The organism is Cerasicoccus frondis (genome assembly GCA_031296915.1).
GTDB classification, from domain to species: Bacteria; Verrucomicrobiota; Verrucomicrobiia; order Opitutales; family Cerasicoccaceae; genus Cerasicoccus; species Cerasicoccus frondis.
The window spans coordinates 35,700-62,280 of sequence record JAVDPC010000002.1; the positions used below are offsets into that span (position 1 = coordinate 35,700).

Sequence of the window (26,581 nt, forward strand, 5' to 3'; positions counted from 1 at the left end):
TTGACTAAGCAATAGTGACCTCCAAAAATCACCGAAATTCTCCACACGAGACAAAAGGTTAGCCCTCCATATAGATATCGAAAAGAACGATAGCAGGGCCATCGACCAACTCACAGACACCCAAAAATACCGCAACCCTGACCAATGAAACCACTCTATCTCGTCATAGTCTTTTTGCTAAGCCCGATTTGGGTCAACGCAACAGTCCTTGAGCCCAAGAATCCAGATTTTGCCGAAGGCCTGCAAGCATGGCCAAATCGCATGGATAATACAGAAGCGATCACGATCCAATTGAAGGAAGGTCCTGCACCAACGGCTCTACAGTTAACCGTTTCTCCAGCCCCCGAAAAACCTTGGTTTACGCATATTAGGCAAGCAATCAAAGCAAAGTTCTATCCAACTGAAACTATCGAAGTCTCCGCGATGATGCGTAGTCCCGACAATTGCACAATCGCCATTGCGCTCCAGTCTACGCGTCCTCCCTTCGCCCCCATATTATACAAGCGCGAGGAACTAACACCAGATTGGAAGAAGGTCACTTTGAAGGGGAAGACTAATCAGCCGCTGGATGCTGGCCAAGCACAGTTCAACTTCACTTTAGGTTTCGATGCGGGCGTTATCGAAATGACAGATGTACAGCTACGTTTCCCTGAAAGAGAAAACATAGACGATGTGCCCTCATCATTTGGAGAATTGTCCTGGAGCGAAGATAAGCTTCCGGTCGTTCTCTCTCAAGATTTCCCCATCCCCAGTAACGGAAGGCTCCCTGAGGGCGAACTTCGCTCAATTGTCGACGGGATAAATGATTTTTCGTTGCTCGGTAAGCGCTTCGGAGAGATGGAGACGGTAGCGGTAACCGGGCAGCATTTTGATAAAGCGATTCGCCTAACTACACTCAAGGACACGCCCAAGCCCTACTCTATTCAAATCGCGGAGCCCCTCATCCACTCAGTTGATAAAGGCGATACTCTCGTTGCACTATTCTCCTATAGAGTCGTTGAGCCAAATCCTCACACACACTATGGCGCTTCACAGTTTTCAGTAGAGAAATCCGGCGGTAAATATGAGCGCCTAATCAGTTGGGGCCTAAGTTCTGACGACACAGAATGGCATCACTGTGTGCTTCCGTTTAAAGCAGACTTTGAAGTCCTTGCAGGTGCTTCACAGATTATTTTCCGAGGTGGTTATGGCCCTCAGACCATTGAAATTGGCGGCGTCGCACTACTCAATCTGGGCAAAGGAGTTAACTTGAGCAAGCTGCCCTCTACCCCGATGGATTACATCGGTTCAAGTCCAGACGCCCCGTGGAGACAGGAAGCCTTGTCACGCATTGAGAAAATTCGCAAAGGTGATTTCACACTAAAAATCACAGACTCCAGCGGCAATGCTCTTACAGGAGTAAAAGTTGTCGGAAAACTAACCAACCATGCTTACGGCTTTGGCTCGGCTCTAGGCGCACCCATTTTGCTGCCAGACTCGAAAAAATACGACGAGCAGTTCGGCATAAATGCAGCTCAATTGTTCAACGCAGGCTCACTAGAAAACGCCATGAAATGGAAACGATCCACAATGCCAGGAGTGGACCAACAGATTGAAGATGGCCTGGCATGGATGGAGAAACAAGGGTGGCGCATCCGCGGACACACTCTCGTTTGGCCAAGCTGGCGATACAACACAGCAGAAGTCAAAAAGCTCAAGGACGACCCGGAGGCTCTCCAGGCAGCCATACTTGAACGCATCCATGACTTCACCACTAAATATGCGGGTCGCATAAAGGATTGGGATGTCATCAATGAGCCCTACACGAACCATGACTTTATGGACATCCTGGGTGAGGATGCCATGGCCACTTGGCTGCAAGCTGCTCGCGATGGAGATCCCAACAGCAAGCTATTCATTAACGACTTCGACATAGTCACTCGCTCAGGCAGCGGTAATCCTAAAATAGACTACTACATGCAGTTGATTGAGCGTTTCCAAAAGAACAACACGCCAATGGATGGCATTGGGCTTCAATCCCACTTCGTAGGCTCGCTAACTCCCATTCCACATGTCTATGAAATCATTGATTCCTTTGCCCAGAAAGGTCTCACAGTCCAATTAACCGAACTCACTGTCAACATCCCTGACGAGGAAACGCAAGCCAGCTATGTGCGGGACTTTATCACCATCGCATTCAGTCACCCCTCCACAGACTTGATACAAACCTGGGGGTTCTGGGCAGGCTATATGTGGGAACCAGAAGCAGCAATGTTTCGTAAAGATTGGTCTCCCAAACCACTCGCAGAAAGCTACCGAGCACTCGTTCAGGAGACATTTTGCACGCAAGTAGAAGAGACCACAAACAAGGCCGGAGAAATTTCATTCCGCGGATACTATGGCAAGTATACATTCACCGCGCATATTGATGGCAAGCCGGTCACGTTTGATGCGACATTCGGTCCTGAACAGCTAAATGCTAATGAGGCCCTGGCCAACTAGCCCTCTCTACAAAACAGCATTTCAAATCAAGCGCCCCTTCCAATCAGAGGGGGCGTTTTTCACTGTCCACTTCAACTGAGACAAGCACGTTTATTGAGCAGAATCAGCAAAACGGCGCAGGCAAATCATATCATTGCGCCCATGAAAGCCATGGGAGAGGTTTCAACATAAATAACCCCTTTTGAAGGTCAATTATACAGCCTCAGCAGCATCCATTTTGCGCTTCACTCCTTTATTGATTCAGTCGATGCAAGGACCCGGTTCTGACTGCTTGCTAAACACGATCAGACGGGTTTAGCGCCCGCTGGGCATCTATTCGGATTTTCAGAGATCATTTACTTTGTCGCTGGCCCCACCTAACTGGGCTTACATGACGTAATGGCTCGGAGGTTGGTTTCTAGTCCTTTATGTGCTCCTTAATAAAAGACTCAACGGGCTCACGGATGCCGGGCTTAAGACTGGAGCCACCGATATGGCCTGTATTTGGCATTGGGATAATGAGCTTGGGCGATGCTAGCTGATTGTAGGCAGCATATACCCCCGGAGGCGGACATACGGTATCGATAAGTCCGACGGTGATCACTGTTGCTGCTTGTGAACGCTGGCAGAAATTAGTCGCGTCGAAGTAGCGCATGGTTTCGACTACTTCTGGTTGGTAAGTGGATTCTCCCCAATCTCGAGCCGGCCAGCCTCCTGGTGTGCCTCCAATGTCACAGGTTGCTGGCACTAATGCACAGGCGATCGAGACACGCGAGTCCAGACCGGCGGCGGCCAATACTTGTGCACCGCCCTGACTGGGGCCGTAGCAGATTAGATTCTTGCCGTCCCACTCCGGCTGATCGCATAGAAAATCAATTGCGCGCATCAAGCGCAGGTACATTCCCAGAAAGTAAGAGGTTTCCCGATCCTTCATTCCTCGGTGTTGGTAGTCATCCAATTCCTTTGCCAGCTCATCATAGTAAGACTGTGGCTCGTCATTGAGCATTCCGTGTGCATTGATATCGAGCACGATGGCGTTATATTTTTTTGCATAGAGAAGCGCATTGTTGAGGTTCGAACGACACCATCTGCCGCTTACCCCCGCAGCATGAAAAATCACTATCGCCGGACGATTACCCGGCTCTGAATTTGGCGGCATCACATAGTAGCCTCGAACGGGCCTGTAATCCAAACAAGGGATTTCAACGTTGAAGAATTGATACCCCTCGGCGCTCATATTGGTGATATTCTTCTCCAGGTAAGGCTTATCGGTGGCAGAGTCCATTTGCTGGGGGGAAAGCTCAGTGAGGATCGGTTGAACTGGATTGGCCGCTAGTTTGCCTTTCTGGGAATCCCAGAACTCATCAAAATCATCTGGCATGGGATAGGTCGGTTGAAAGGCTTCTGGATTATAGACCACGCCACTAGCGCCGCTGCTTCTTTTTTGCTCAGGCAATTTAGTTGAGCAGACAAACCATCCAGGCTCGGTCGCGGTGAAAGGTAGGTCGAGTGAAGCGGCGCCTTGGGCGAAGGTAGAACTTGCGAGCGGCGGCTCGCTAAAGTCGCGTAAAATCTGGACCGATGCGGTGTTGCTGGCTTCTTCGCCTGATATGGGCTGGACGGTGAAGATGGCTTCCTGTCCCGTGGAATAGACGCCAGTCGCTTCATTGCTTTGTACAATAAAATTGGGCTTGGCGTCCAAGTTGAGCGTGCAGAGCAGCGCGGTATTTACCAGAATCAGAAATGCGATTCGTTGGTATACTTTTTCTAGCATAACGAGTGGACAGTTGGGGGACTTCATTCTTTGATTCTCAGTACATTAAATGCGGAGATCAAGCGAAACTTGGACAGTTCCAAAGTCGTTTTAAAAAACTCTCCAGTTCCCATACTTTCTAGCCATCGTCACTGAAACGACGGATGGCAATCTTTCCCATCGGATTATCGTAAACGATAACAAAGCTGCGAGCCGCACTACTCAGCATCCAACGGACATTCAACACCTGATTCCACGTGTCTGATTGCTGCTCAGCAGCCCGAACGACGATGCTGCGACCACCGGAATCCAGGTCAATGCCTGTAGACGACTCATTCATAAATTTCTTATTCTGCCCCGACTCCAAATAAAATGCACTCTCGCCGATTTGAAACGCTAGCTGACGCGTCGTCATGTTAACAAAACAGAATGCGCCTGCGGGCAGTGCGTCTAACCCAATATCCAATGGGTAAAGCCGATACTGGTTACTCTCAGGAACCTCGAAGCAGATCAGTCCAATGGTTTTAAAGTTTGGAGTTGGTTTCAAAACTGCGATCGGCTGATAGCTGACAGTTCCCACTTCCTCCGATAGCTCTTGCCGAAATAACTGCAAAGGCTCCTGACCCGTGTAGGAATAAGTCTCGGAAAATCCACGCTTCCCAGCCTCGATCTCGAGCATTTGATCACCACCACTCTGGAAATAGATACCTGACATATCGCCCCCCCAGTTCAACACGCGAAAATCTACCGCACACTCCGCTGAAGTGGCGAAAGCCAGACTGAGGCAACAGAGGGAGCAGATATATAAATTCATACTAGACGGACAAAAACTAACGTTAAATTTCGCTCTCATTGAGCCAGCGAAAGGAGACGATTCGGTATCGGCGACCAACTGAAAAATTAGCATCGCTCAGCGTATCAGCAGAAGCATCATCCGCGCTTGAGGCCTTATTTGCCGTCAACACATCGAGCCGCTCTCCCGAGGGGTTGACGGTGACCAACCAAGGCTCAACCGTTGGGTCCGGATTCGCCCTAGCATCCACGTATTCAGGCAGTCGCTGCACAACGGCCTCACACCAAGCGCGCGAAATGGTTTCTCCTGCAAGATTGGTCGTATCACCATAGGCTCGAATTAGAAAGGTGTCGGAGCGCGCCTGCATGACTGGAGCTAGCGATTTTAAAATATCATTCTGCAATATCCATTGAGGCAGTCCCGCTCCTTGCTTTGGCGCAAGTTGTTCGGTTCGCAGCAAGCGATTACCCTGCCTGTCATTCAGCCAGAAGGAACTATCCGCATGATCGGCGTCTCCCAAAGAAACGGATTCGCCATAGCGCACGTTGTCGGCGTTTACCGTTCGATCAAGTGCTGCCTGCAGCGCGCCTTTGTATCCTAAATCTGAATCCTCCAACCGGCGGTTGACGAAGTCGGACAGGCTCAAGAACGGTCCGCGCAATTTCACCTCTTCGACTACAGCTTCAGCTAATGCCTGAATCTGCTCATCGTCGAGTGAGGCATGCCCGGAAAAAAGATTCTCCACCGTCAATTCGTCGTCCCCAACGGACGTCGCAACACGCGGGAATGGCGTCTGCCCCACTTGCCCAGCCCCGTTTACTTCGCCAGTGGACGATGGGACCGACTGGTTACGCAAACTGGAAAGGACGGTTTTCCAAGCCTCTACCGAAGTCGAATTCACATTGAAAGCGCCATCAACCAGGAGCAAAGATGCAGCCCCATCATAGTCTCTCAGTTGATCCAACTTGGTTTCGTAATCAATGTCGCCTTTATCCTGCAGAACTTTCATTCGCGGGTTTGGCAAGCTTGTCTCTGCTTCAATATCGTCTGCGGTAAAATCTCTAAATGGCGGGACTTCACTGGAGTCATAAGTGCTGCTGTAGCCGGGGCGACTCGAATCACTATTCTGGGGAGGCACTGTGGAAAAGAAAAAGTCGTCGTATAGACGTTCATTGGATAGGAATGAAATGTCCATCGCAAGCGCGGCGGATGCACCGACACCGTTCTCGCCAACTGTTTGGTTAAAGCGATTTATCACCTGATCCGGGGCAACCAGTGGAGGCGCATAGGAACTGCCCACTGCATAGAGAGGATCCCAATCGTTCACCGATATGCCCGCACTCATGAGTTGAGTCAGCGATGAGAGCGGCTGTCGGGGAATATCTTTCAACACAATATTATCCACATCGTTCCAAACATCTGAGCCACCGTCCCAGAATGGAATCTCGGAACTCTCCACGGCATCCAGAAACTCTGGATCGGAATAGAATTTGTTCCTCCAGAGCAGACCACTCATTTCCAGATCAGAAGGATTTTCGCGCTCAGCCACACGGGTCACATTGAACTGACTGAAAAGCGGCACGCCCCCTTCCGTTTCATCAATATCTTTGGTTTGCGCCCCTATCACCGCAAACCACTCAACATTACTAAACCACTCGCTGAAGTTCACCCCATTGGATCCGGTTGGGACGGTCATGTCATCGATATTTACTCCAACATCAAACTCATGCTTCTCAGCCCAATCTCCGCTCGATGCTGCATTCGGAGCAAACTGATCAAGCTGAGCCAATGATGCGCTCGTTCTCGTACCGGGCGCCCAGTTTTGATCCTGATAGCGAATGTCTAATTTCATCGAATTCTGCCGACCATCAACTTCATTTGAATTAGGCACATTCTCCGGATCGTAGAATAACTGAACAGAGTTAATGCGCGTGCCTGCGGGAAAGTCATGCTTGAGAGGCGTTCGGCGCATGACCACCGCGTCGGTATTCACACCTGCGACCATGGGGATGTCTGCATTGGCCACTAGTTGATGGTTGGAGTTCGCAGAAAACACCTGAATCTGCCCTGGCGCCAGGACGACATCGTTTATTTCAATACCCGCACTGAATTCCGCGCCCGCCATCAGCGCATCATCCGCCAACAGAAAACGATCATCCTGTTCCGATGCATTATTCGACTTAGGCCCCACATCAGCGCTACTCGGCAAAATTGCATGAGGATTATCCTCAACAACCCAAAATTTCTGCGTCGAACCGCCCGAAGTGTAGTTCATGTATTTCTGTACTTTAACCGGCTTAACGCCCGAGCCTGTTCCATCATTGAAATCAATACTCACCCATGGCTCAAAATTCGAAACGATCTTCAAGCCATTGACCTCAAGCGGCGTGCTGTAGGGATTCCAGAGCACAACCACAGGTTGCAGAGCAAAGAACATACGGTAGTATTTTCGAGGTGTTCCTTGCACTGCATTTGGCCCGGTAGCGGGACGACCTTCCCAGTCTGCAGGCAAATCAAGCGGATGGTCTCCATATCCTCCACCATTAGGATTATCGTAGATAATTTCATTAGCCGTGCGGTCGTATTGAAGTTGATCGTAGTAGTCTCCGCTATGTTCTCCGTCAGAACTGAAATCACTGCTCTGACTATAGTTCAGCAAATCAATAGAACCTAGGCCAACGCGCCAAAGACAGCCAAGGACGACTGGGTTAACCGCATTCCACACTGGGCGTCCAGATTTGGGCGTACTTTCGTTAACGCTCCAATGACTATCCTGATACTGGTTGATAACCTGATTCACGTAATAAGAAGACGTGCCCATCTGCTTGCCCAAGCGATTAAAGGACCCTTGCCCATTCGTTGATTCAGGGCCAAAAAAACGAAGTGGCATTGCAGCGGTCGGATCGCCCGGATCACTTATCCCACGTGGACCGGTCTGAGCATGATGCACATAGCTGTAATCATAACCTGAGTTATTCACGGAACCCGAGAACTGCCAGGCCGGATAGTCACGATAGAGATTCGCATAGTCGTAAAGCACATCCCAAAGCTCCCCCTTGATTACTTTTCCGGTAACAGGCTCCGGTAGCCACCAAAGCGGACGCCCGGCCAATTTTTCCGGGAACTGATCATCCAAACCACGACTAAGATCTTTTTTAAGCCCGCCGTTTCGTTGATTCGACAATACACCGTATGAGTAGAACGTCATATCGTGAAAACTTTCCTTACGAAACGTGTCCAAAATATCCGAGTCTACGCCCTCAGCCAAAAAGTTTAAATTCTCAGCGTTCGATACGCTCCTAAGTTCAGAGGACGATAAAGCGCTATAATCGAACAAATCAGGCAGCCCCGAAAAAGCTTCCATCCCAAGCTGATGCGGCGCTTGAATTGCCGCCTGCGCCAGCAACCAACTCTCAGCAGCGCTATTGCCCTCCTCGTAACTTGCAGGCAGATTGAACTTTGCCTTGATCCCCTCATCTCCGACCCACCATGCATAGTGGCCGCGCGAAACGTCGTCCTGTAATATTGAGACGCGGCCAGCTTCAACGGACTGTTCGGCAGCGGTTTCACGGTCGATGAAATTGACCAACGGCACAGTGTCCGTAAGCTGTTGAGTCGGCGTGGGGGAAGTCATTGAGCTGACTAACCAGTCCACTTGCCCCGAAGCGGTGCTCCATGCTCGCAAGGCTTCCAACCCCTGACTGGGATTCGTTTCATCAATAGTCTTCCAAACTCCGGTCCAATAGCGATTCTCCGGTAAGGTCTGAGACATAATGTCAGCACGGGCGGTAGCACGCTGATCAGGACCAGTAGCGCTCTGCAAGCGTCCCAATGCCATCAATAGGCCAAAGCGCGCATTGTTGCGAGCTTCCTCCATTGACTGTTTCGTACTAGTTAATTGTAATTCCGTTTGAACCAAAGTGGAAACCGTGACCAACAATAAAACAATGAACCCCATCAGCATGATGGCAACGACGAGGGCAAACCCAGGCTTAGAGTTAGACAATTTCATTAATAGGGGTAAGTTCTGAAACGCTCACATTTGGAACTGTCCAATAGCTTGGCGTTTTTCCGCCTCATGCCAAGCTTGAAATTGCAATTATTTATGAGGCAAACAGAAGAACGGCTTGTTTATGCGTATTGAGAAACTTTTGCAATGGCATGTCAGGAATCATGACCCAATCGACTCCGAATCAGTCCGCTTCCCTTACTGATTGACACTCAGGCTCTGGTTCGCCTTAGAACTGTCCAAGCTAAAGGTAAAAATAGAATACTAAATCTGCGATCCACATGAGTAAGACTCCACCGAAAAAGAGGGCGACCGTTGCGAAGAAGCGAGGAGGTCCATCGATCCGCGTGATCGCCGAACGACTCAACATCTCCAAGTCTACAGTGGCTCTTGCCGTCAGTTCTTCCAAAGAAGACTGCCCCCTGGCTCCCGCCACGCGTGAACGTATTCTTAAGGCCTGCGATGAGATGGGCTACCGCGTGAATTCGATTGCTCGGACCATGCGCACGGGACGATTCAATACGGTTGCAATGATCTTGGGAAAGAACAGCCCCTACTTCTTGCCGGCAGAGCAAGTGTACGGAGCTGATGATGCACTGGAGTCACAAGGCTACCGACTTAATCTGACTTGGCTGGACAAACAACACCTGAGCGCTCCCGGCAATGTCCCAAAAGTACTGGAAGAATGGTCCTGTGACGGCTTGTTGATCCACTACCCAGGCTCGCTGCCAAGCAAGATGTTCAACCTGATCGAACGCCACCAGATTCCAACCGTCTGGATGAACAGTAAACTTCCCTGTGACTGCGTCCACCCCAATGATTTCCAAGCCGCGCACGACGCAACGGAGCGCCTCATTGCCCTCGGACACAAGCGCATTGGCTACCTACACCTCTATCAGTTCGACCATTACAGCGAAGTTGACCGGTTCAAAGGGTATGAGCGCGCCATGAAGAAAGCCAAATTAAGCCCCCTAAGAGTCCGTGTCCCCTCAAGTGAGCCAATCACCGAAATCAAGTTGGATAAGCGCCACGAATTAATGCGCCAGATATTGCAACGGAACAACCGCCCGACGGCCTTCATTTGTTACGAGACCGCCGAGGTCGCGGCCCCGCTTTTGGTCGCAGCACTGAGCATGGGGCTCCGGGTTCCAGAAGACTTTTCCTTGATCGCGTTTGGCCGCTATAACCGCAATAGCACCGGCATCACCATTTCCACCATTCAGCTCAACTTAGAGGAGGTCGGACGGCGCTCTGTCGAAATGCTGCTGAAGAAAATTGAGAATCCCGCCAAACAATTTCCCCCGGTAGCACTATCATTAAAAGTGGATAACGAAGCTACGTTGGCGCCGCCCCCCAAAGGCTAACGCACATTCAGCTTTCAGTCAAATTTGCCCCAACGGGGCTGTCTTGGAACAACCAAAGTGCAAAATGAATGTCCTTCACCATAGCATTCACTCCAAAAATTGGAACTGTCCAATTTCTTTCTTGCTCTTTGCTTGATTTAAGATCAAGTTGGCCGCCATGAATCAAAATCTACCCACCCCTCCCCTGTCTTCCAACGTTTCGAAACTCCCAGGACTTCTCCTGGCTAGCTTACTCATTGCGCCGGTTGTTTCAGCCCAAACAACGTATTACTGGAAAGTCGGAGAAAATGCGAATCTCGCCAGCAGTTGGGGCGTCAACACCGATGGATCAGGCGCGACTCCGTCTTCCATGTCCGCCGACAACATTCTTCTGACCGTTCAAAACGGGCAAGATCTCAATACCTTCAGTTCGACAATGGCCGTCAATGGCGCCAACTCCTTTGTTGTACTCGAGAGCGGCGCCACCGTGACTGCGGGATCATTTAATCACAACATTACACTCAATCTGGAAAGCAACTCCACGTATTCAGTCACCAGCTCGTATAGTAACTTAAATTTTAATTCCATCGCCACCGACAGCAATTTTGTAGTGGGAGGAAGCTTAAACACTGTTCGCGACAATCCCTACGGGAACCTCATCTATGACTCAACGGGCAATTCGAACACTGGCAGCCTGACCCTAACCGGCAATCTGACCCTCAACCAAGGCTCCATCCGCGCCACGTCCTTCAATAGTAATGGCTTCAATACCATCGGTGGTGACGTCACGATCAACAGTGGAGCAACCTATCAATTCGGGACTGCCAACACTCCCATAACCGGAACGATCAATGTTGGTGGCGGACTCAATAACCAAGGCTCCCTCCAGAACGCAGGTTCCTTTGTCACCGCTACGCTGAACTTCGATGGCTCAGGCTCATCTGCGGCAACTTGGGGAAACCATAGCGGAACGTTCTCAGTCAATATCGGAACCAACAAGACAATTACCTTTCAGGACACGCTCACGACTACCAATGGAAACGTCGATGTTGACGGCGCGCTAATTGTAGCCGATGGACAATCAGTAATAACTGGCAATGGCGACATCACGATTGGCGGCACACTTTCGAGCGAACCCACTGCCGGCTCTACAATCATTCTGAATTCCGATAGCGGGATAACCTTCGCCGACGGCTCCACCATCTCACTAGCCTTGGGCGCAAGTGGAACACACTCGACACTCGTCCTATCCGGCGCAGGCGCCACAAATTTTGATAGCGATCAAAATTTTCTATTCCTGGATGATGGCATGACTCCCGGGGAGTATGACAACCTCATCACTGGCCTTGCATCAGACCCAGGAGTGGGAAGCTGGATCATTGCGAATAGCGGATGGACCGGAACCTTTACTTTCGATGGCGGCAACATAGACCTGAATCTCGCCGCAATCCCTGAGCCTCGCACAACCGCACTAGCGATTGGCGGTCTGTTGGGCACACTCACATTTTTCGTTCGTCGCCGCAAGGCCGCCACCGCTTAAATCAGTCTAGAAAGACACACTGGCCGACTTGCGAAAATCACTTTAATCCGGCCTTGGCCCATGATGTTCCGCACTGGCGAGTGAGGTAGCCACCCGCCTCTACCATCAACTCAATCCGTGATCATCCGAACGTAATTTTTAGGCAATAGGCATCCTGCACGCCAAAAATTGGAACCGTCCAAACCAATTTGGATACCTTAACCTAATGAAATAAATCTATGAACCCACACAATACCCCATGTCTCACTACACTCTTCCAAGCCTCTCCCCCACAGCCCTTCTACTCGGCATCTGCCTGAGTAACGTCGCCTCTGCACAACCGACAATCAGCAATCCCGGTTTCGATAGCGCCATCGGGCAAACATACCTGGTTGGCCAAAGCCATGCCGACCAAGGTTGGTATGCCCCCAGTGACGGTAGTTGGACATGGAACACCATCGATAACGACGCCGTTGCAGTACGCAATGCCAGCGTATCGACCACGAAAAAATCGCTGATTCAGGTGATCACCGACGGACAAGCGACAACTGGCGGAGCTGGACTAATTTTCGATGTATTCAGCACAGATACTGGAGACAACAATAGCTTGGAAATTCAAGTTTATGGAGTCGATTCCTTCAACTCTGGCTTCACCACTGGTGGCAACGGCATAGATGCCAACGCAGTTCTGCTCGACCACACCAACGCCCGTATTGAAAGCGAAACCTTCAATCGAACGCGCTATTACATGCCAGTCGACTTCAGCTCTGGCTACAATTACATCGTGCTCAAAGTCACCGGTTCATTAAGCAACACCAACTCAGGCTCGGCGGTAGACAATTTTGAATTCATTGCGCCAGCGACAACCGATAACCCAGCATATCCCTTCCCGCATGCAGTTGAGTATGCCTATGGCCTGAAAGCGAATAACTACTCTCAAGTATCCATGAATACCCATGTGCAGCAGCGATGGGATGACTACAAGGGCAATTTCATCACACAAAGCGGCGCCACTGCCAACGGCGAATGGCGAGTATTACAGTCCGGAAATAAAACGACCTCTGAAGGCATTGGTTACGCTATGCTCTATTGTGTCTTCATGGATAATGCGAAGAACAACACACGCCCTATCTTCGACGGTCTCTTCAATTACTACATGCGTCGTTTGAACAACAAGGGAATGATGCACTGGACTGTACAACCAAACCAAGATCCCGACACTCTGAACTATGCTTCAGCCGCAGACGCCGAACAAGACGTTGCCCTGGCCTTGATTTTCGCCGACCGACAATGGGGCTCAGAGGACGGCATTCCATACATTGATCATGCCAAGACTTTGATTCACCGAATAGAAGTTCATATTTGCCGCCAAAATGCCTACGACCTGCTTGGCGCTGGAACAGGATCATCTGGCGATGAGATACAAAACATTTCTTACTACGCACCAGCCTGGTATAAAATTTTTAGCTCTGTCACCGGTTCGAATTATTGGACCGACTCAGTTATCCCCGCCTGCTACAGCGAAATCGATTATTTCTATAATAACAACACCATCTACGCCCGAGGCCTACTCCCAGACTGGCACGACCCTGATGGTCACGGCGTGCCTGTTGGTTATGGTAATATCGATGAGGATTCTTACGCCCATGGCTACGAAGCCTGCCGCGCTGCGTGGCGCATCGGCACAGACTACTTATGGAACGGCACATCCCAGGACACCCTAGCCTACGATAACACCTACGAAATTGCTGACTTCATGAAGACAGCGAGCAATAGCACGCCAACAGCCATAAAATCCTATAGCATCCCGGATGGCGCGGTAAAGCTCAACTACAACTCCCTGTCTTTCACCGCGCCAGTAGGAGTCGCAGCGATGGTGTCGAGTTCATTCAACACTTGGCGCAATCAGATATACACTAGCTTAATTACCAACTACCAAGGTTCCTCCTACGATAGTTATTTTGCCCGTTCGCTACAACTGTTTGCCCTGCTATCCATGACGGGCAATGCTCCTAATCTCTTCGAACTTGAGCCCAGTCTCGTTAATGACGGAGGCTTTGAAGATGGCGGCGCTTCCTGGAGCTTTCCCGCCAACGGCTACGTCGTCTCATACAACAAGAATTCCGCCTACAACAGCGCGCGAATGAACGCCGTAACCGGAGGCTCATTGACCTACGCAAGCCAAGTCGTCCCGGTCACGCCCAACACCGCTTACCACTGCTCCGGATACCTGAAGACGGTCAACTTGGACAACGGCCACTCCGCTCGCCTGCGAGTGCAATGGCTGAATAGCTCGGGCGTTTACATCTCAAACTGGACCGTTGGCGACGTCGGCTCCAACGACAACTACACCTACACGGTTGATGAGGCCACTTCGCCGTCCAACGCTTCATTTGCACGCGTAGACTTAGTGCTTACCGCCACGACCACAGGCTCAGCATACTTCGATGACATCTCTCTACGCCAACATTAGGAACTGCATGATGAGGGCATCACGGTAGTGACGGACATCTGCTGATTCCTCCCAGACACACATGATGAATATAGTGCTCATTACTGCTGATGAATTGCGCGGCGACTGCCTCGGCATTACTGGAAACCCAGACGTAAGAACACCTAATATAGACTCCCTGGCAAAGCGTGGCGTTGTTCTGGATCGACACTTTGCAGTCTTTCCCAAGTGCGTTCCATCACGCTGCTCAATGCACACCGGTCGCTATACCCATACAGACGGCTTGCGCACGGTAATGGGGCCGAACCATTTACCCGAAGGAGACCCGAACCTCGCGACCTTCCTGCGAGACCATGGCTACGAAACAGCTGTATTCGGGCTCAACCACGTTTGGATGAAAGAATGGTTTTCCGGTGAAGGTGAAGAGAGTAATAAAGTAGGCGCTGGCGCAGTTGATTACACATCATTCACCGAAGGCCCCCTTGCGGACATGGCTTTAAGGCCAGAGACATTTCCCTCGGGAAAGGCAAGGTCAGGCGGGCACATCGAAGCCCTGAGAACCATTCACTACGAAGGTTTGGAAGAGGGTGAAGTAACGGACTTTTCAGACCAAAACCGTGCGAACCAAGCCTGCTATTATCTCAATGAACTCCGCACGCCAGATAAACCTTTCTTCATGGAGTTGAATTTAAGTAAGCCTCATCCACCTTACCAAATACACGATCCTTTTTACTCAATGTATGATCCGGCAAACATTGCCGCCTTCCCCCATCAGCTACCAGAAAATGCCAGTCTGCCGCTCGTAGCGCAACGCAGATGGCGCCTAGGCAACGACATCAGCGAAGCATCTCTGCGCGAGATACAGGCGGTTTATTACGCCATGATCAGCTTCATTGATACGCTCGTAGGCCAAGTCCTTAACACCCTTGAAACACAAAACCTAACTGAAAACACCCTCGTTATTTTCACATCTGATCATGGCGACTTTGCCGGCCAATACGGCATCAACGAAAAGTGGGACGCTTCGCTTCAAGACTGTCTACTACGGGTGCCATTCATCATCGCGGGCCCCGACATACCAAGTGGTCAACTCATCGAAGAGATGACTGAGCATGTTGATCTGCCAGCAACGATATTAGACTACCTCCACTGCGAACGGCCTCAAAAATGGGTCTGGCATGGTTCTTCCATGTTACCGGTCATCCATGGTCGACCGGGAAAAGATACCGTATTTGCTGACGGAGGGCATGAAGCTTCGATGCGAGAGCGATTTAACGCGCCAACCTGGCAGGAGCATAATGGTCGACAGGTCAAAACCGTTGGCGGCAAGCAGCTCACCTACAAAGAATGCCCAGACGCCATGGCGCGCTGTAAAATGGCGCGCACCAAGGAATGGAAATTAGTTATCCGCGAAACTGGAGGCAATGAACTCTTTAATGTCGCCAAGGATCCCTACGAATTAAAAAACCTGTATGGCTCGTTAGAACATTCAGCCATCGCAAGCGATCTACAACTAAAGCTTATCGAATGGTCGCTAAAGACAGATACTGATCGCCCTTATTTGGAAGAATTTGGCGCTTGATTGATTTATTAAACCAGCGAGGAGAGGTCTCTTACACAAACTGAACCGAGGCATCCCGAAGAGCGAATTTTCTTGGTCTGAAAGTGAATCCTCTCAAGCTCCCCCCCAAATGCCACTTGTGCATACTTTCAATGGCGCGTCCGTTTGTAGCTCTGCCTCACACAGACTTGGCAACCTAAATAAATGGGGTGGAAGACGGGACTTGAACCCGCGACCCCCGGTACCACAAACCGGTGCTCTAACCAACTGAGCTACATCCACCAAGAAAGAGAAGCGAAGAGAAAACGAATTATTTGCCCCACTGTCAATACCCTCTTTTCGAGAATTTTCAACGGATACGAGCGGGGCACTGGAGCACTTTTCATCTAGATTGGCCGAGTCAGGTGGGGGAGAGATTGGATGCAGCGCAAGGCGGCTTTGATTGAGCGGGCTGGAAGCCCGTGATTGAAATGCCAACGCCGCGAACTTCCAATCTGGCCCCAAGCCCAAAACCGAGTGCTTTTCCGCGCCAGCGTTGTTGGCTTTTTGCTCACAGGCTTCCAGCCTGCGACGCTCAAGCCGCCTTGCTGGACACGAAAAAGCACTGCGGCCTGATCGGCCAATCTAGATGAAAAGTGCTCTAAGCTTCACGCAGCAGCATGGACGCATCTTCCCATAAGTCGCCGTAAGCTTTGGCTGCAGGAGAGCGAGCGTCAAAGGCGACCAGAGGCTCACGGTGCAATCCCATTTTCTCGACCGCCGCCGCCATCGGGATAATGGGCTGAAGGAACCGCTTATCTTTCTTCCGAGCCTGCTCCATAGTGTCGACGTGCATTTTTTTTCGCCGTTCCACCATCGAGAAAAAAGCGCGGAGCTTTTGGGTCTTTAAGCCTTCCTTTTTAAAAAAATCGATAATTTGCCCGTAGGTGAGCATCGATAACGTCGTGGGAATGACCGGCGTCAGGATGACATCCGCCGCACGGAAAATATTCTCACTCAATAAGGTGACGTTCGGCGGCGAATCGATCACCACCAAATCATAGTCCCCGACCAGACTCTTCAAGGAATCACGCAGCCGCTTTTTTGAACGCTTCGAGTGATCCAGCTCGATGTCGAGATTCCGATACGCCATTGCCGAAGGCAGCAAATGCAAATTCGGGTAGTCGGACTCACGAATTTCGCGATCCAATTTCTTGCCCCCCTGGAGCAGCTTTTTCGGGCCATGCTTCTTATCAGGCCGAACGCGAAAATAAAACGACGAGGATCCTTGCGGGTCCAGATCACAAAGCAAAGTGCGGTTACCCGAGCGCGCAGAGAGATAAGCCAAGTTAACTGCTGCTGCGGTTTTTCCCACGCCGCCCTTGATGTTGTAGACTGCCAATACTTTCATGTCGCTGATTTCTTCAATGCTCTCTTTCGTGGTTTCGGTTTTGGGGTCTTCTCAGCAGCAGGCTCAAAAGGCGGGTTCGCTCCTTCATCCGTCACCAACGGATGAAATAAATGATCGGCCACTGCCAACACACGCGACTCATCGAGCGTATTAAACGCCGCCTTAAACTTTTTGCGCTCGGCATGACGCTTGCGCTCCAATTCAGCCACCAATGCTCCAAGCGCCGCGCATAGCTGTACTGCTTCGGGACGCTTCAAGTTGATCGTGGACAGGTATTCGGAGATCGTATCCTGCTGCACGCAAACGTCATTAAAAGAACCCAAAACATTTTGGATTTTACGCGAACGCTTAATCAAAAACTCCAATTCGTCGCTGTCGTATAGAGACCGGAAAAACTCCAGCAAGTAGCGAAATTTCTTAAATTGAATGCGCAAATCATGGACAGCATAATCCGGCGTCTCATTCGTTATCCTACGCCCATCTTTGATAATTCGCTTAAAGCGCTTCAGCAATAGGCGGTTCGCCAACTCCTTTACCGGACGATCACCATCGGGACAATCAACACAATGCTGACGCGCCTCCGTGCGCACGAACCGTTCCCATGCCTTGAGCTTGTTTTTTACTGTCGCCGTCTGAAAATCGCGGGCAAATTTTTTAAAGACCGCATTGCGTTCCTTGGCTAAGTCGGCAAAGAAAAATGCTAACCCCGGGCGCAAGCCTTCGGGTAACAGCTTGGCGTATTTGTTCTGCTCGAGCAGATAAACATCCAAATCCCGCAGTCGATTGGTGCGCTTCATCACATCGCCCAACTCTTGCTTGAAGCGAAGCACTTTGTCTTCGGCGTACACCCCCTTGACGAGTTGCAGCAGCGATCGAGTCCTCCGCAACGAAACGCGAAAATCATGCAGGAACTCGGAGTCCACATCCGCCAACATACCCGAAACATTAATCTGCATTTGATCGAGCGATGCCTGTAGAATCTCGGTGCATGCGTCACGCGCCGATAACTCCGGCGCAAACTGAAGCTTGATTTTTGAAGCGTAGTCAAACGGCGTAACCCCCGAGGCCTCCAAAGCTGCAAATGCATAATGCCGCGTATCCGTATGCGCTTGCAATCCCAGGCCGGCGATTTTTAGCGAAACATCTTTCGCGTCGCCTTCGTAACCCTTGAGCGCAACAACGCGCACTAAACGCTGAAACGGCAGCGGCTTCTGTCGGACAACCGGACGTAGCAAAGTCTCAAGCTCTAAGCGGACGACTGTTTTACCATCATGATTTTCAATACGATAGCTTTCCACTTCGCGAATAAACTCCGCGCGGGGCATCACAGCGCGAATCGATACGGGACCGCTTACTTTGTCTCGCAAAGTTCCCTGGGGAAAATCCACAGCCGCTAAGTTTTTTTTTGCACCTTGCAATGGCACGCTCGCAATTAGCTCATCACCTGCGCAGCGGTGTAACTCACAAATTTTTCCATCACGCAGCAGCACGCAATTCGCTGACAGCAACCGCCAGTCAAAAGTATCGAGAACAGTCCAACGTCGACGTTCTTTACTGCCACCCTGCAATCCGACATCGGACTTCAAGCCACGCAGCATTTTGCGGCCAGCATCCGTCATGGGTAAGATGAATCCCGAAGTCGTCTTCATGCGCCCGACTTTTCCTCCTCACTCCATTTCGAATACGGGCGCTTCGCCAATGCCGCATTCGCGTATTTCCCATCACTAGTTACCTCGCGGCCAACCCAGGCGGGCAATTCCACCACCTCGTCTTCATCATCCAATTCAACTTCCGCCACAACCAGACCGGCATTGTCGCCGTCAAACACATCAACTTCCCACTGATGGCCAGCATGGTCTATCAAGTGGCGCGTTTTCTCAATGACCGGGCGACGACACAGCAACTCCAACAATTCACGGCCTTCATCAAGCGGTATCGGATACTCATACTCCAAACGGCTTTTGCCCGACACGGCGCCCTTAATTGTCAGGTAACAGACATCGCCACTGACACGCACGCGCACCGTCGCCCTGTCCCGATCAATATACCCCTGCTCCAGCCGTGTGCTCAGTGTTGGTGGCGGGAGTTCATCCTCCCGGGCAATGAATTTTCTCTCGATCTCGATTGGCATGTCGGTTTGGCAATTAGCGTTACGCCAGCGAAACAATAGCGTTTCACCCGTGTAACTAGACCAATCGGATCAGAGAAAATTCCAAGCTATTTAATGTTACATCTAATTCCAGCATCTTCAGAATCGCTGTAACAAAAAAGCGGAAGGCGCCTTGCCTTCCGCTTTTGAGAGAAATGACCGATAACTAGAGGCCTTTGCAAAAGCGCTCAAGGCGCTCAAGGCCCTTCGAGATAACTTCATCACTCGTGGCGTATGACAAACGCACGTAATCATCTGCGCCAAAGGCGACGCCAGGCACAACTGCCACGAGCTCGTCTTCAAGCAGCTTAGCCGAAAAGTCCGTCGAGTTCAGGCCATAGGACGAAATATTCGGGAACAGGTAAAAAGCCCCCTGCGCGCGATCACAGCAAATGCCGTCGATTGCGTTCAAGCCATCGAGCAAGGTGATGCGTCGGCGATCAAACACCTTCAGCATACCCGCAATGGCCTCCCTGGCTTCTACTGGCTTCTCCAACGCCGCAAGGGCGCCCCATTGTGCAAAGGTTGTTGCATTGGACGATGTCTGGCTCTGCAAGTTGGCCACCGCCTTGGCAATCGGAGCTGGAGCCATCAGTGTGCCCAGGCGCCAACCAGTCATGGAGAATGTCTTCGAGAAACCGGAAACGGTGATCGTCAGCGCTGCGGCTTCCTCACTCAAGCTGGCCGGAGAAACAAACTCCACGCCATCATAAAGCAGGTATTCGTAAATTTCGTCCGACATCACGTAGATGCCAGCTTCAATCGCCACCGCCATGATCGCTTCGATTTCCGCTTTGCTGTAAAGCGCGCCAGTCGGGTTCGACGGGCTGTTGAGCACGAGCAACCGAGTCTTCGGCGTAATGGCGGCCTTTAATTGCTCGGGCGTGATCTTAAATCCCTGATCGTCACCAGCAAAAACCGTCTTGGGCGTAGCCCCGGCAAGCTTAACCATTTCCGGGTAGCTCACCCAGTAAGGCGCCGGGATGATGACTTCGTCACCTGGACCACAGACCGCTAAAATCGCCAGATAGCAGGAAAACTTTCCACCTGGGCTAACGACGATCTGCTCGGGCTTTACGCCAGCAACGCCGTTTTCGTTAATGTATTTTTCCGCTAGGGCCGCGCGCAGCTTGGGCAAGCCCGCCGCTGGCGCGTACTTGGTGTCACCACGGCGCAGGGATTCCTCGCACGCTTGTTTAATAAATTCAGGCGTGTCAAAATCCGGCTCTCCCGCGCCAAATCCGCAGACATCCTTGCCTTCGGCTTTAAGAGCCTTGGCCTTGGCGTCGACTGCGAGGGTTGGAGACGGGGAAATGTTCCGAGCCCAGGGGGATAAGATAATCTCTGATGCTGACATTGGGTTTTCTAATATAGGTTAAACCCGGCAAGCTTCAGCATCCTGCCCCGCAAAGCAATCCTTTTCAACACCCGGCCCTAAGGCCGGGTGAGAAAGGAAATTCGCAAGGCTACGAATCAGAGATTCCTACTTCTTGGCTTTCTTGGACTTTTTCGCTTTTTTCTTAGCCTTCTTGACGGGAACTGCCGGTGTAGTCGCTTCAACGACGGCTGCCTTCTTCACCGCTTTCTTCGCAGTTTTCTTCACTGCCTTTTTCGCGGCCTTCTTCGCTGTCGCTTTTTTAGCGGCCTTCTTCACGGCTTTCTTCGCCACTTTCTTTACCGCTTTCTTAGCGACCTTCTTCTTCGCTGCTTTTTTGACTGCCTTTTTCACGGCCTTCTTAGCGACCTTTTTCTTGGCGGCTTTTTTCGCAGGCGCTTTCTTCGCAGCTTTTTTGGCGGCCTTCTTCACCGCTTTCTTGGCCGGCGCTTTTTTGACGGCTTTCTTCACGGCCTTCTTGGCGACCTTTTTAACAGCCGCTTTCTTTGCAGCTGGCTTTTTCGCGGCTTTCTTCACGGCCTTCTTAGGAGCCGCCTTTTTCTTCGCCACTTTCTTGGTTGTTTTTTTCGTAGCCATATTAGGTTAGTCCTTTACTTGGTTTGTAGCTCTCCAAAGGAAGCGATCGGCGCAAAACCGACTGCCAGGTTAGACTGGAGAGAAAACATTGTGGGCTGCGACTTAGCCACGAAACGTGTCGCATACCCGTTAAAGAAAGTACGCACATTTACAGACGAATAATGTGCGCAATCGAGATAAGAGAAAAAATGTTTGCGGAATAGAGCACTGATAAATTGGGAGGCAATTCCCTTCGGATTATGCTTTGAGCAAAATCCTAAATTCATTTTTTGCGGTGCGCTCTGTAAGCGTGTCGGTATCACTTTTATAAAGATCCAAAGGCTTTAAACCCCTTCTGAAAAATGGTTGTTAGCAATATGGTGACTAAATATCAATCATAAAGTTACATTGCGATGGTCTGCTCATTTACTTTGCTCTGCAAAGTCACTTAAAAATAAGCGCTTACTTTCCATCGCAAAGCGCCTTAACGTGGCACACTGCTGAACGAGCTAACGCATCCAGGTTATAACCGCCTTCCAACACCGACACCAAACGACCCGCACAACTTTGCAGGGCAAAGTCTTTAATCAAATTCGTAAAAACATAGTAGTCTTGGTCACGTAGTTTCATATTCGCCAATGGGTCGTCGATATGCGCGTCAAAGCCAGCTGAGATAAATACCATCTCTGGTGAAAACTTTGTTAAGGCAGGCAGCACTACTTGATCCCACGCCAACTGATACTCTGCAAACTCGGCACCGGCGACCAACGGCACATTCAACGTTGACCCCAAACCTTCACCAGCGCCTTTTTCATCGCGCATGCCCGTTCCCGGATAGAAGGGGTATTGGTGAAAGCTAACAAAGCAAACCGAAGCATCTTCATAAAATGCGTGCTGGGTGCCATTGCCATGGTGCACATCGATATCGATGATCGCGACACGCTTTAAACCATACTCCCGCTGTGCGTAGCGCGCCGCCACCGCCACGTTGTTAAACAAACAAAAGCCCATCGCTTGGGCGCGCTCGGCATGATGTCCCGGCGGACGCATGATGCTAAAGGCGTTCTTCGCCAAGCCCTGCATCACCTGATCCACCGCCAGCATTGCGCCGCCAGCCGACAATCGCGCCACAGCGAATGACTCCACGCACACTTGCGTATCACCGCGATCAAGCACGTCATCACCACGCAAACACGCTTCTTCCACCAGGCGAACATACGCGCCATCATGCACAGCTTCGATGGCAGCCAACGACGCTGGCTGCGCTTCAAGCCAACTCAACTGCTCTTCCGTAAACGCAGTCCTCAGCGCCTGCTCCACCGCCAACGTTCGCTCGGGACGCTCTGGATGATACCCGCCGGTGTCGTGCAACTGGCAATCGGGGTGGTAGAGAATCGCGGTTTTCATTTAAACGCCATACCCGCCCCCACCCGGAGTTTCAATGAACAACCACTCGCCAGCTAGCGCATCATAATCCACACTCGAGGGCAGAAATTCATAACTGCCGCCAAGGAGCATGCGCTTCTGCGATCCTGGCAAGCCGTCGCCACCACCGCATTGTCCCATCGGGCCACGCTCGCGATGCTGCGTTAACAATGACACCGACATGGGCTGTAAAAACTCAACTTCGCGCACCAGTCCATCTCCACCACGCCAACGCCCATTGCCGCCCGAACGCTCACGCAAGGCAAAACGCCACAAGCGCAGGGGATAACGTCGCTCAAAAATTTCCGGATCCGTAATGGCCGTATTCGTCATGTGCGTATGCACGCCTGACGCCCCATGGAAACCGCTACCCGCGCCAGCGCCACCGCCGATCGTCTCGTAATAACTCAACGCATCATTGCCGAAGATAAAGTTATTCATCGTGCCCTGGCTATCGGCGACAATTCCCAACGCGCGCAGACAGCACTCCACGATGCGTTGGCTCGTCTCAACATTCCCGCCCACTACAGCAGGCGCTTGTGTCGTGTCTTCCGGAAATTCTGGATTTAAAAAGCAACGGGGCAATTTGATCTGCACTGGCTCCAGCAATCCCTCATTCAGCGGAATGTCTTCGCTAACCAATAAACGTAGAACGTAGATCAACGCACTCGTGACGATGGCTGGCGTTGCATTCAAGTTTCCTGGATGCATTAGCGAAGTATAGGCAAAGTCCACCGTCAGGGCATCGTTTTGCCGTGTCATCAACACATGTATTTCGCTCCCATCATCCAAGGTAGACACTGCGGACTTTTCATCGTGAAAAGTTGCCAGCTTCGCCCGCAAAGCATCCGCAGAAAAATCCAACACGGCTTGCATATAGCGTGCAACTTCGGTGGCCCCATAAGTTTTTGCCAAGTCAAAGAGCAAGGATGCGCCGCGTCGATTCGCCGCCACCTGTGCATTTAAGTCGGCTAAATTATCCAACACCGCGCGCGACGGATAAGGCGACTCGCGCAGCAATTGCTCCAGCGCATCCATCCGGCTCTCTCCAGCGCGAACCAAATACTGCGGCGCAATGACCACGCCTTCTTCCGCCAGCGATTGAGCGTTGGGCGGCATCGAGCCCGGGCGTATTCCACCGAGTTCAGCGTGATGCGTGCGATTTGCCACGTAACCAATCAGAGACTCCCCCGAATAGACCGGCGTAATGACGGTGACATCGGGCAAATGTGAGCCGCCATAACCCGGATGATTCGTGACCACCACATCACCCGGCGCAAGATCCATCTGCTGCGCCACCGTCCGCACGCACAGACCCAATGCGCCCAGGTGCACCGGTATGTGAGGCGCATTGGCAATTAGTCGCCCTTGCGCATCCAACAATGCGCAGGAGAAATCAAGACGCTCTTTAACATTGGTCGATACGGCGGTACGCTCAAGCTGCACGCCCATCTCTTCCACAATCTGACGAAAGCGATTGGTAAACAACTCTCGCACGACCGCTTCATTCAACGCGTCATCGCGCTCAACATGCATGCGACGCGTCAAGCGCAGCGTGCCCTGCGAGCCCATCACCGCGCTCCATTGCTCATCGATGTAGAGCGTGCACGTGTCATCATACACCACAGCCGGGCCATTCACCTGCACCCCCATGGGCAATTCTCCACGCGCCCAAACCGAAAGAACCACCTCGCCGACCTGCGTCGTTTTCGGCGGCTTAAGCAACTGGGGGCTAGCCGCGAAAGACTCCTCAACGCCCACCTCTGGCTTCGTCGCGACCACAACTTCCAAGGCCACCACTTCGATTATACGCCCCCTTGGAAAATAACCAAAGACCTGCTCGTATTCGCGTTGAAACGACGACGCCAAGTCATTGACGAAATTGATCGTCAACGTAGACTCCTGCCCAGCCAATCTCAGCACTACGCGGTTTTGTCGGATCATGATCTGCGTCGCATCCACTCCTTCGGCCGCTAATGCCTCGCGCAGTTCCTTCGCCATGCCCTTCAGCCAACCCTCCAGACGGCTGGCTACTTCATCCAAGGACGCCATGACCTGACGCTGGCCAATACGCTCAATGGCGGCTTGCTGAATGCCATAGGCGCTCAAGACGCCTGCACACGGCGGAAACAAAACCGTTTCCACACCCAACTCGTCGGCAATCGCACAAGCATGCAAACCGCCCGCACCACCAAAAGCCACGAGTGCATATTCACGCGGATCGTAGCCCTCACGCACAGAGATAGTCTCAATCGCCGAAGCCATGCGCTCATTGGCGATCCGCAAAAAGCCGACGAGCAATCCACCACGCGGGACGCCCGCCGCTCGAGCAATTTCATCTGCTGCCTTTGCCGCATGCTCGGGATATACCGGAATGCTAAATGCACCAGGCAACACTCGCCCAAGGAGAAGATTTACATCGGTAATCGTCAACGGCCCGCCTGCCCCATAGCAAGCCGGCCCGGGATGCGCGCCCGCACTGTCGGGGCCGACAAATAGCTTGCGCCCGTCCCAACCACATATCGAGCCACCGCCCGCCGCCACCGTTTCGATCTTCAGCGCAGGCGCCAGAATAGACGCATCGCCCACTCGGTGACTGGAGCGGTAATCAAACACCCCTTCGCTACGCGAAACATCCGTGCTGGTGCCGCCCATGTCGAATGCAATCACCCGCGAAAAGCCAGCCTGTTTCCCGGCCGCCAATGCGCCCACCACACCGCCTGCCGGGCCGCTGAGCAGAGAGTCCTTAGCCCGAAAATTTTGTCGCGCCATCAGACCGCCAGCGCTCGTCATCACACGCAACTTGCCATGCCCCAATGCGCTGTCCACCTGGTTCAAATATGCGTTCATGATGGGGCTCAGGTAAGCGTCGGCCACCGTCGTTTGTGCACGCGGCAGCAGTTTGATAAACGGGGCAATCGCCGAAGACAGCACGACCACTTTAAACCCCGCATCCATCAGCACTCGTTCAAGCGCCTGCTCATGCACCGGATTACAGTAGCTGTGCATGAGGGCCACCGCCGCCGCTTCACAACCTGCCGCACGCGCCTCGCTTACTTTGTCCCACAAAGTTTGGCCCAGTTGCAGCGGCTTAACTTCGACGCCGTCGGCATCAAGCCGCCCCTCCACCTCAATCACCAAGTGCGCCAGCGGCGATGGCTTTTGAATATTGAGCGCAAACAAGTCCGGACGCCGCTGATCACCAATCAACAATAAATCCGCAAAGCCTTTAGTCACAAAAAACGCGGTCTTCGCGCCCTTGCGTTCCAACAGCGCATTGGTGCCGCGCGTCGTGCCGAGGCGTAAATCAATCGGCGGCAAAGGTTGGTCGCCCGGCGTGCGCGTCATGACCCTCGCGCCCAGAATCGGCGCCTCTTCTCCAGTAGTAAGCTCAATTAAGCTCCCCGGAGGCAAAGGCCCGCGCACCTCGAGCAATAGCGCCTTGTCCCGCGCCCGATAATCGATCACGCGAAAACATTCACCGCCTGGAAAGGTCGCGTAGAAGCCGCAAAAAAAACGGTCTGGCAGGCTCCAGCTCGATTCCAGATGCACCCAACCTCCGCCAAACTTACCCGCAACAAACGCACGCAGACTGGCATTTGAGAGCACCTTGGCGCGATGCGGACGCCCCTGAGGGTCTACGCCAATCAGATCTGTAAAAGTGCCACCGGTGTCCGCAGCGATTTGCCAGGGCTCAGCCATTGGCGCTAATAAAAGCCAAGTGCACGAAACAAGTCTATGCAAAAGGCGCGGATTGCTCCGCGCCTTTCGTAGAA

15 protein-coding genes and 1 tRNA gene are annotated in these 26,581 nt (G+C 51.8%); 5 read left to right on the forward strand and 11 right to left on the reverse strand.

Features of this window, described 5'->3' with window-relative positions:
* The first annotated feature begins 144 nt into the window (after positions 1-144).
* Positions 145-2,481 (forward strand): endo-1,4-beta-xylanase, encoded by a 2,337-nt coding sequence (locus RBB63_RS01660; protein ID WP_309380449.1) that lies wholly within the window; start codon positions 145-147, stop codon positions 2,479-2,481.
* A 397-nt stretch (positions 2,482-2,878) separates the two neighbouring features.
* On the opposite strand, the gene RBB63_RS01665 is transcribed toward RBB63_RS01660, so the two are convergent.
* From RBB63_RS01665 to RBB63_RS01675, 3 genes are all read right to left on the reverse strand, one after another.
* On the reverse strand, positions 2,879-4,234 hold the full coding sequence (locus RBB63_RS01665) for an acetylxylan esterase (RefSeq protein ID WP_309380452.1): 1,356 nt from the start codon (positions 4,232-4,234) through the stop codon (positions 2,879-2,881).
* A 118-nt stretch (positions 4,235-4,352) separates the two neighbouring features.
* On the reverse strand, positions 4,353-5,027 hold the full coding sequence (locus RBB63_RS01670; RefSeq protein WP_309380455.1) for a hypothetical protein: 675 nt from the start codon (positions 5,025-5,027) through the stop codon (positions 4,353-4,355).
* 22 nt (positions 5,028-5,049) lie between these two features.
* Positions 5,050-9,018, reverse strand: coding sequence for a hypothetical protein (locus RBB63_RS01675; protein WP_309380457.1), 3,969 nt, complete (start codon positions 9,016-9,018; stop codon positions 5,050-5,052).
* 278 nt (positions 9,019-9,296) lie between these two features.
* Between RBB63_RS01675 and RBB63_RS01680 the strand changes: the two genes are divergently transcribed.
* The 4 genes from RBB63_RS01680 to RBB63_RS01695 all read left to right on the forward strand — a co-directional run bounded on the left by RBB63_RS01680 (position 9,297) and on the right by RBB63_RS01695 (position 15,911).
* Positions 9,297-10,379, forward strand: coding sequence for a LacI family DNA-binding transcriptional regulator (locus tag RBB63_RS01680; RefSeq protein ID WP_309380459.1), 1,083 nt, complete (start codon positions 9,297-9,299; stop codon positions 10,377-10,379).
* A gap of 157 nt (positions 10,380-10,536) precedes the next feature.
* The gene (locus tag RBB63_RS01685; RefSeq protein WP_309380461.1) at positions 10,537-11,898 is read left to right on the forward strand and encodes a hypothetical protein; all 1,362 of its coding nucleotides are present in this window, start codon (positions 10,537-10,539) and stop codon (positions 11,896-11,898) included.
* A 238-nt stretch (positions 11,899-12,136) separates the two neighbouring features.
* Complete coding sequence (locus RBB63_RS01690; protein WP_309380463.1) at positions 12,137-14,350, forward strand: glycosyl hydrolase family 8; 2,214 nt, start codon at positions 12,137-12,139, stop codon at positions 14,348-14,350.
* A gap of 64 nt (positions 14,351-14,414) precedes the next feature.
* Positions 14,415-15,911 (forward strand): sulfatase-like hydrolase/transferase, encoded by a 1,497-nt coding sequence (locus RBB63_RS01695; RefSeq protein ID WP_309380465.1) that lies wholly within the window; start codon positions 14,415-14,417, stop codon positions 15,909-15,911.
* Positions 15,912-16,095: 184 nt separating this feature from the next.
* Here RBB63_RS01695 and RBB63_RS01700 read toward each other — a convergent pair.
* The 8 genes from RBB63_RS01700 to RBB63_RS01735 form a co-directional block, all read right to left on the reverse strand.
* Positions 16,096-16,172: transfer RNA gene (locus RBB63_RS01700), tRNA-His, on the reverse strand.
* Between the two features lie 358 nt (positions 16,173-16,530).
* Complete coding sequence (locus RBB63_RS01705) at positions 16,531-17,280, reverse strand: ParA family protein (RefSeq protein ID WP_309380467.1); 750 nt, start codon at positions 17,278-17,280, stop codon at positions 16,531-16,533.
* Positions 17,277-18,929, reverse strand: a complete 1,653-nt coding sequence (locus tag RBB63_RS01710; RefSeq protein WP_309380469.1) for a CHAD domain-containing protein — start codon at positions 18,927-18,929, stop codon at positions 17,277-17,279. The genes RBB63_RS01705 and RBB63_RS01710 overlap by 4 nt, the downstream gene beginning before the upstream one ends.
* The gene (locus tag RBB63_RS01715) at positions 18,926-19,411 is read right to left on the reverse strand and encodes a CYTH domain-containing protein (RefSeq protein ID WP_309380471.1); all 486 of its coding nucleotides are present in this window, start codon (positions 19,409-19,411) and stop codon (positions 18,926-18,928) included. Before RBB63_RS01715 ends, RBB63_RS01710 begins: the two co-directional genes overlap by 4 nt.
* Positions 19,412-19,595: 184 nt before the next feature.
* Positions 19,596-20,771, reverse strand: coding sequence for a pyridoxal phosphate-dependent aminotransferase (locus RBB63_RS01720; RefSeq protein WP_425503858.1), 1,176 nt, complete (start codon positions 20,769-20,771; stop codon positions 19,596-19,598).
* Positions 20,772-20,912: 141 nt separating this feature from the next.
* A complete protein-coding gene (locus tag RBB63_RS01725; RefSeq protein ID WP_309380475.1) occupies positions 20,913-21,374 on the reverse strand; it encodes a hypothetical protein in 462 nt (153 codons plus the stop codon).
* A gap of 468 nt (positions 21,375-21,842) precedes the next feature.
* Positions 21,843-22,787, reverse strand: coding sequence for a histone deacetylase family protein (locus RBB63_RS01730; protein WP_309380476.1), 945 nt, complete (start codon positions 22,785-22,787; stop codon positions 21,843-21,845).
* Positions 22,788-26,507: a hydantoinase B/oxoprolinase family protein gene (locus RBB63_RS01735; protein ID WP_309380478.1), complete on the reverse strand. Its 3,720-nt coding sequence runs from the start codon at positions 26,505-26,507 to the stop codon at positions 22,788-22,790.
* Between the last annotated feature and the right edge of the window lie 74 nt (positions 26,508-26,581).

Coding starts and splice junctions, on each gene's coding strand:
- RBB63_RS01660 (WP_309380449.1), top strand. CDS start 145: ATGAAACCACTCTATCTCGTCATAGTCTTTTTGCTAAGCCCGATTTGG.
- RBB63_RS01665 (WP_309380452.1), bottom strand. CDS start 4,234: ATGCTAGAAAAAGTATACCAACGAATCGCATTTCTGATTCTGGTAAAT.
- RBB63_RS01670 (WP_309380455.1), bottom strand. CDS start 5,027: ATGAATTTATATATCTGCTCCCTCTGTTGCCTCAGTCTGGCTTTCGCC.
- RBB63_RS01675 (WP_309380457.1), bottom strand. CDS start 9,018: ATGAAATTGTCTAACTCTAAGCCTGGGTTTGCCCTCGTCGTTGCCATC.
- RBB63_RS01680 (WP_309380459.1), top strand. CDS start 9,297: ATGAGTAAGACTCCACCGAAAAAGAGGGCGACCGTTGCGAAGAAGCGA.
- RBB63_RS01685 (WP_309380461.1), top strand. CDS start 10,537: ATGAATCAAAATCTACCCACCCCTCCCCTGTCTTCCAACGTTTCGAAA.
- RBB63_RS01690 (WP_309380463.1), top strand. CDS start 12,137: ATGTCTCACTACACTCTTCCAAGCCTCTCCCCCACAGCCCTTCTACTC.
- RBB63_RS01695 (WP_309380465.1), top strand. CDS start 14,415: ATGAATATAGTGCTCATTACTGCTGATGAATTGCGCGGCGACTGCCTC.
- RBB63_RS01705 (WP_309380467.1), bottom strand. CDS start 17,280: ATGAAAGTATTGGCAGTCTACAACATCAAGGGCGGCGTGGGAAAAACC.
- RBB63_RS01710 (WP_309380469.1), bottom strand. CDS start 18,929: ATGAAGACGACTTCGGGATTCATCTTACCCATGACGGATGCTGGCCGC.
- RBB63_RS01715 (WP_309380471.1), bottom strand. CDS start 19,411: ATGCCAATCGAGATCGAGAGAAAATTCATTGCCCGGGAGGATGAACTC.
- RBB63_RS01730 (WP_309380476.1), bottom strand. CDS start 22,787: ATGAAAACCGCGATTCTCTACCACCCCGATTGCCAGTTGCACGACACC.
- RBB63_RS01735 (WP_309380478.1), bottom strand. CDS start 26,507: ATGGCTGAGCCCTGGCAAATCGCTGCGGACACCGGTGGCACTTTTACA.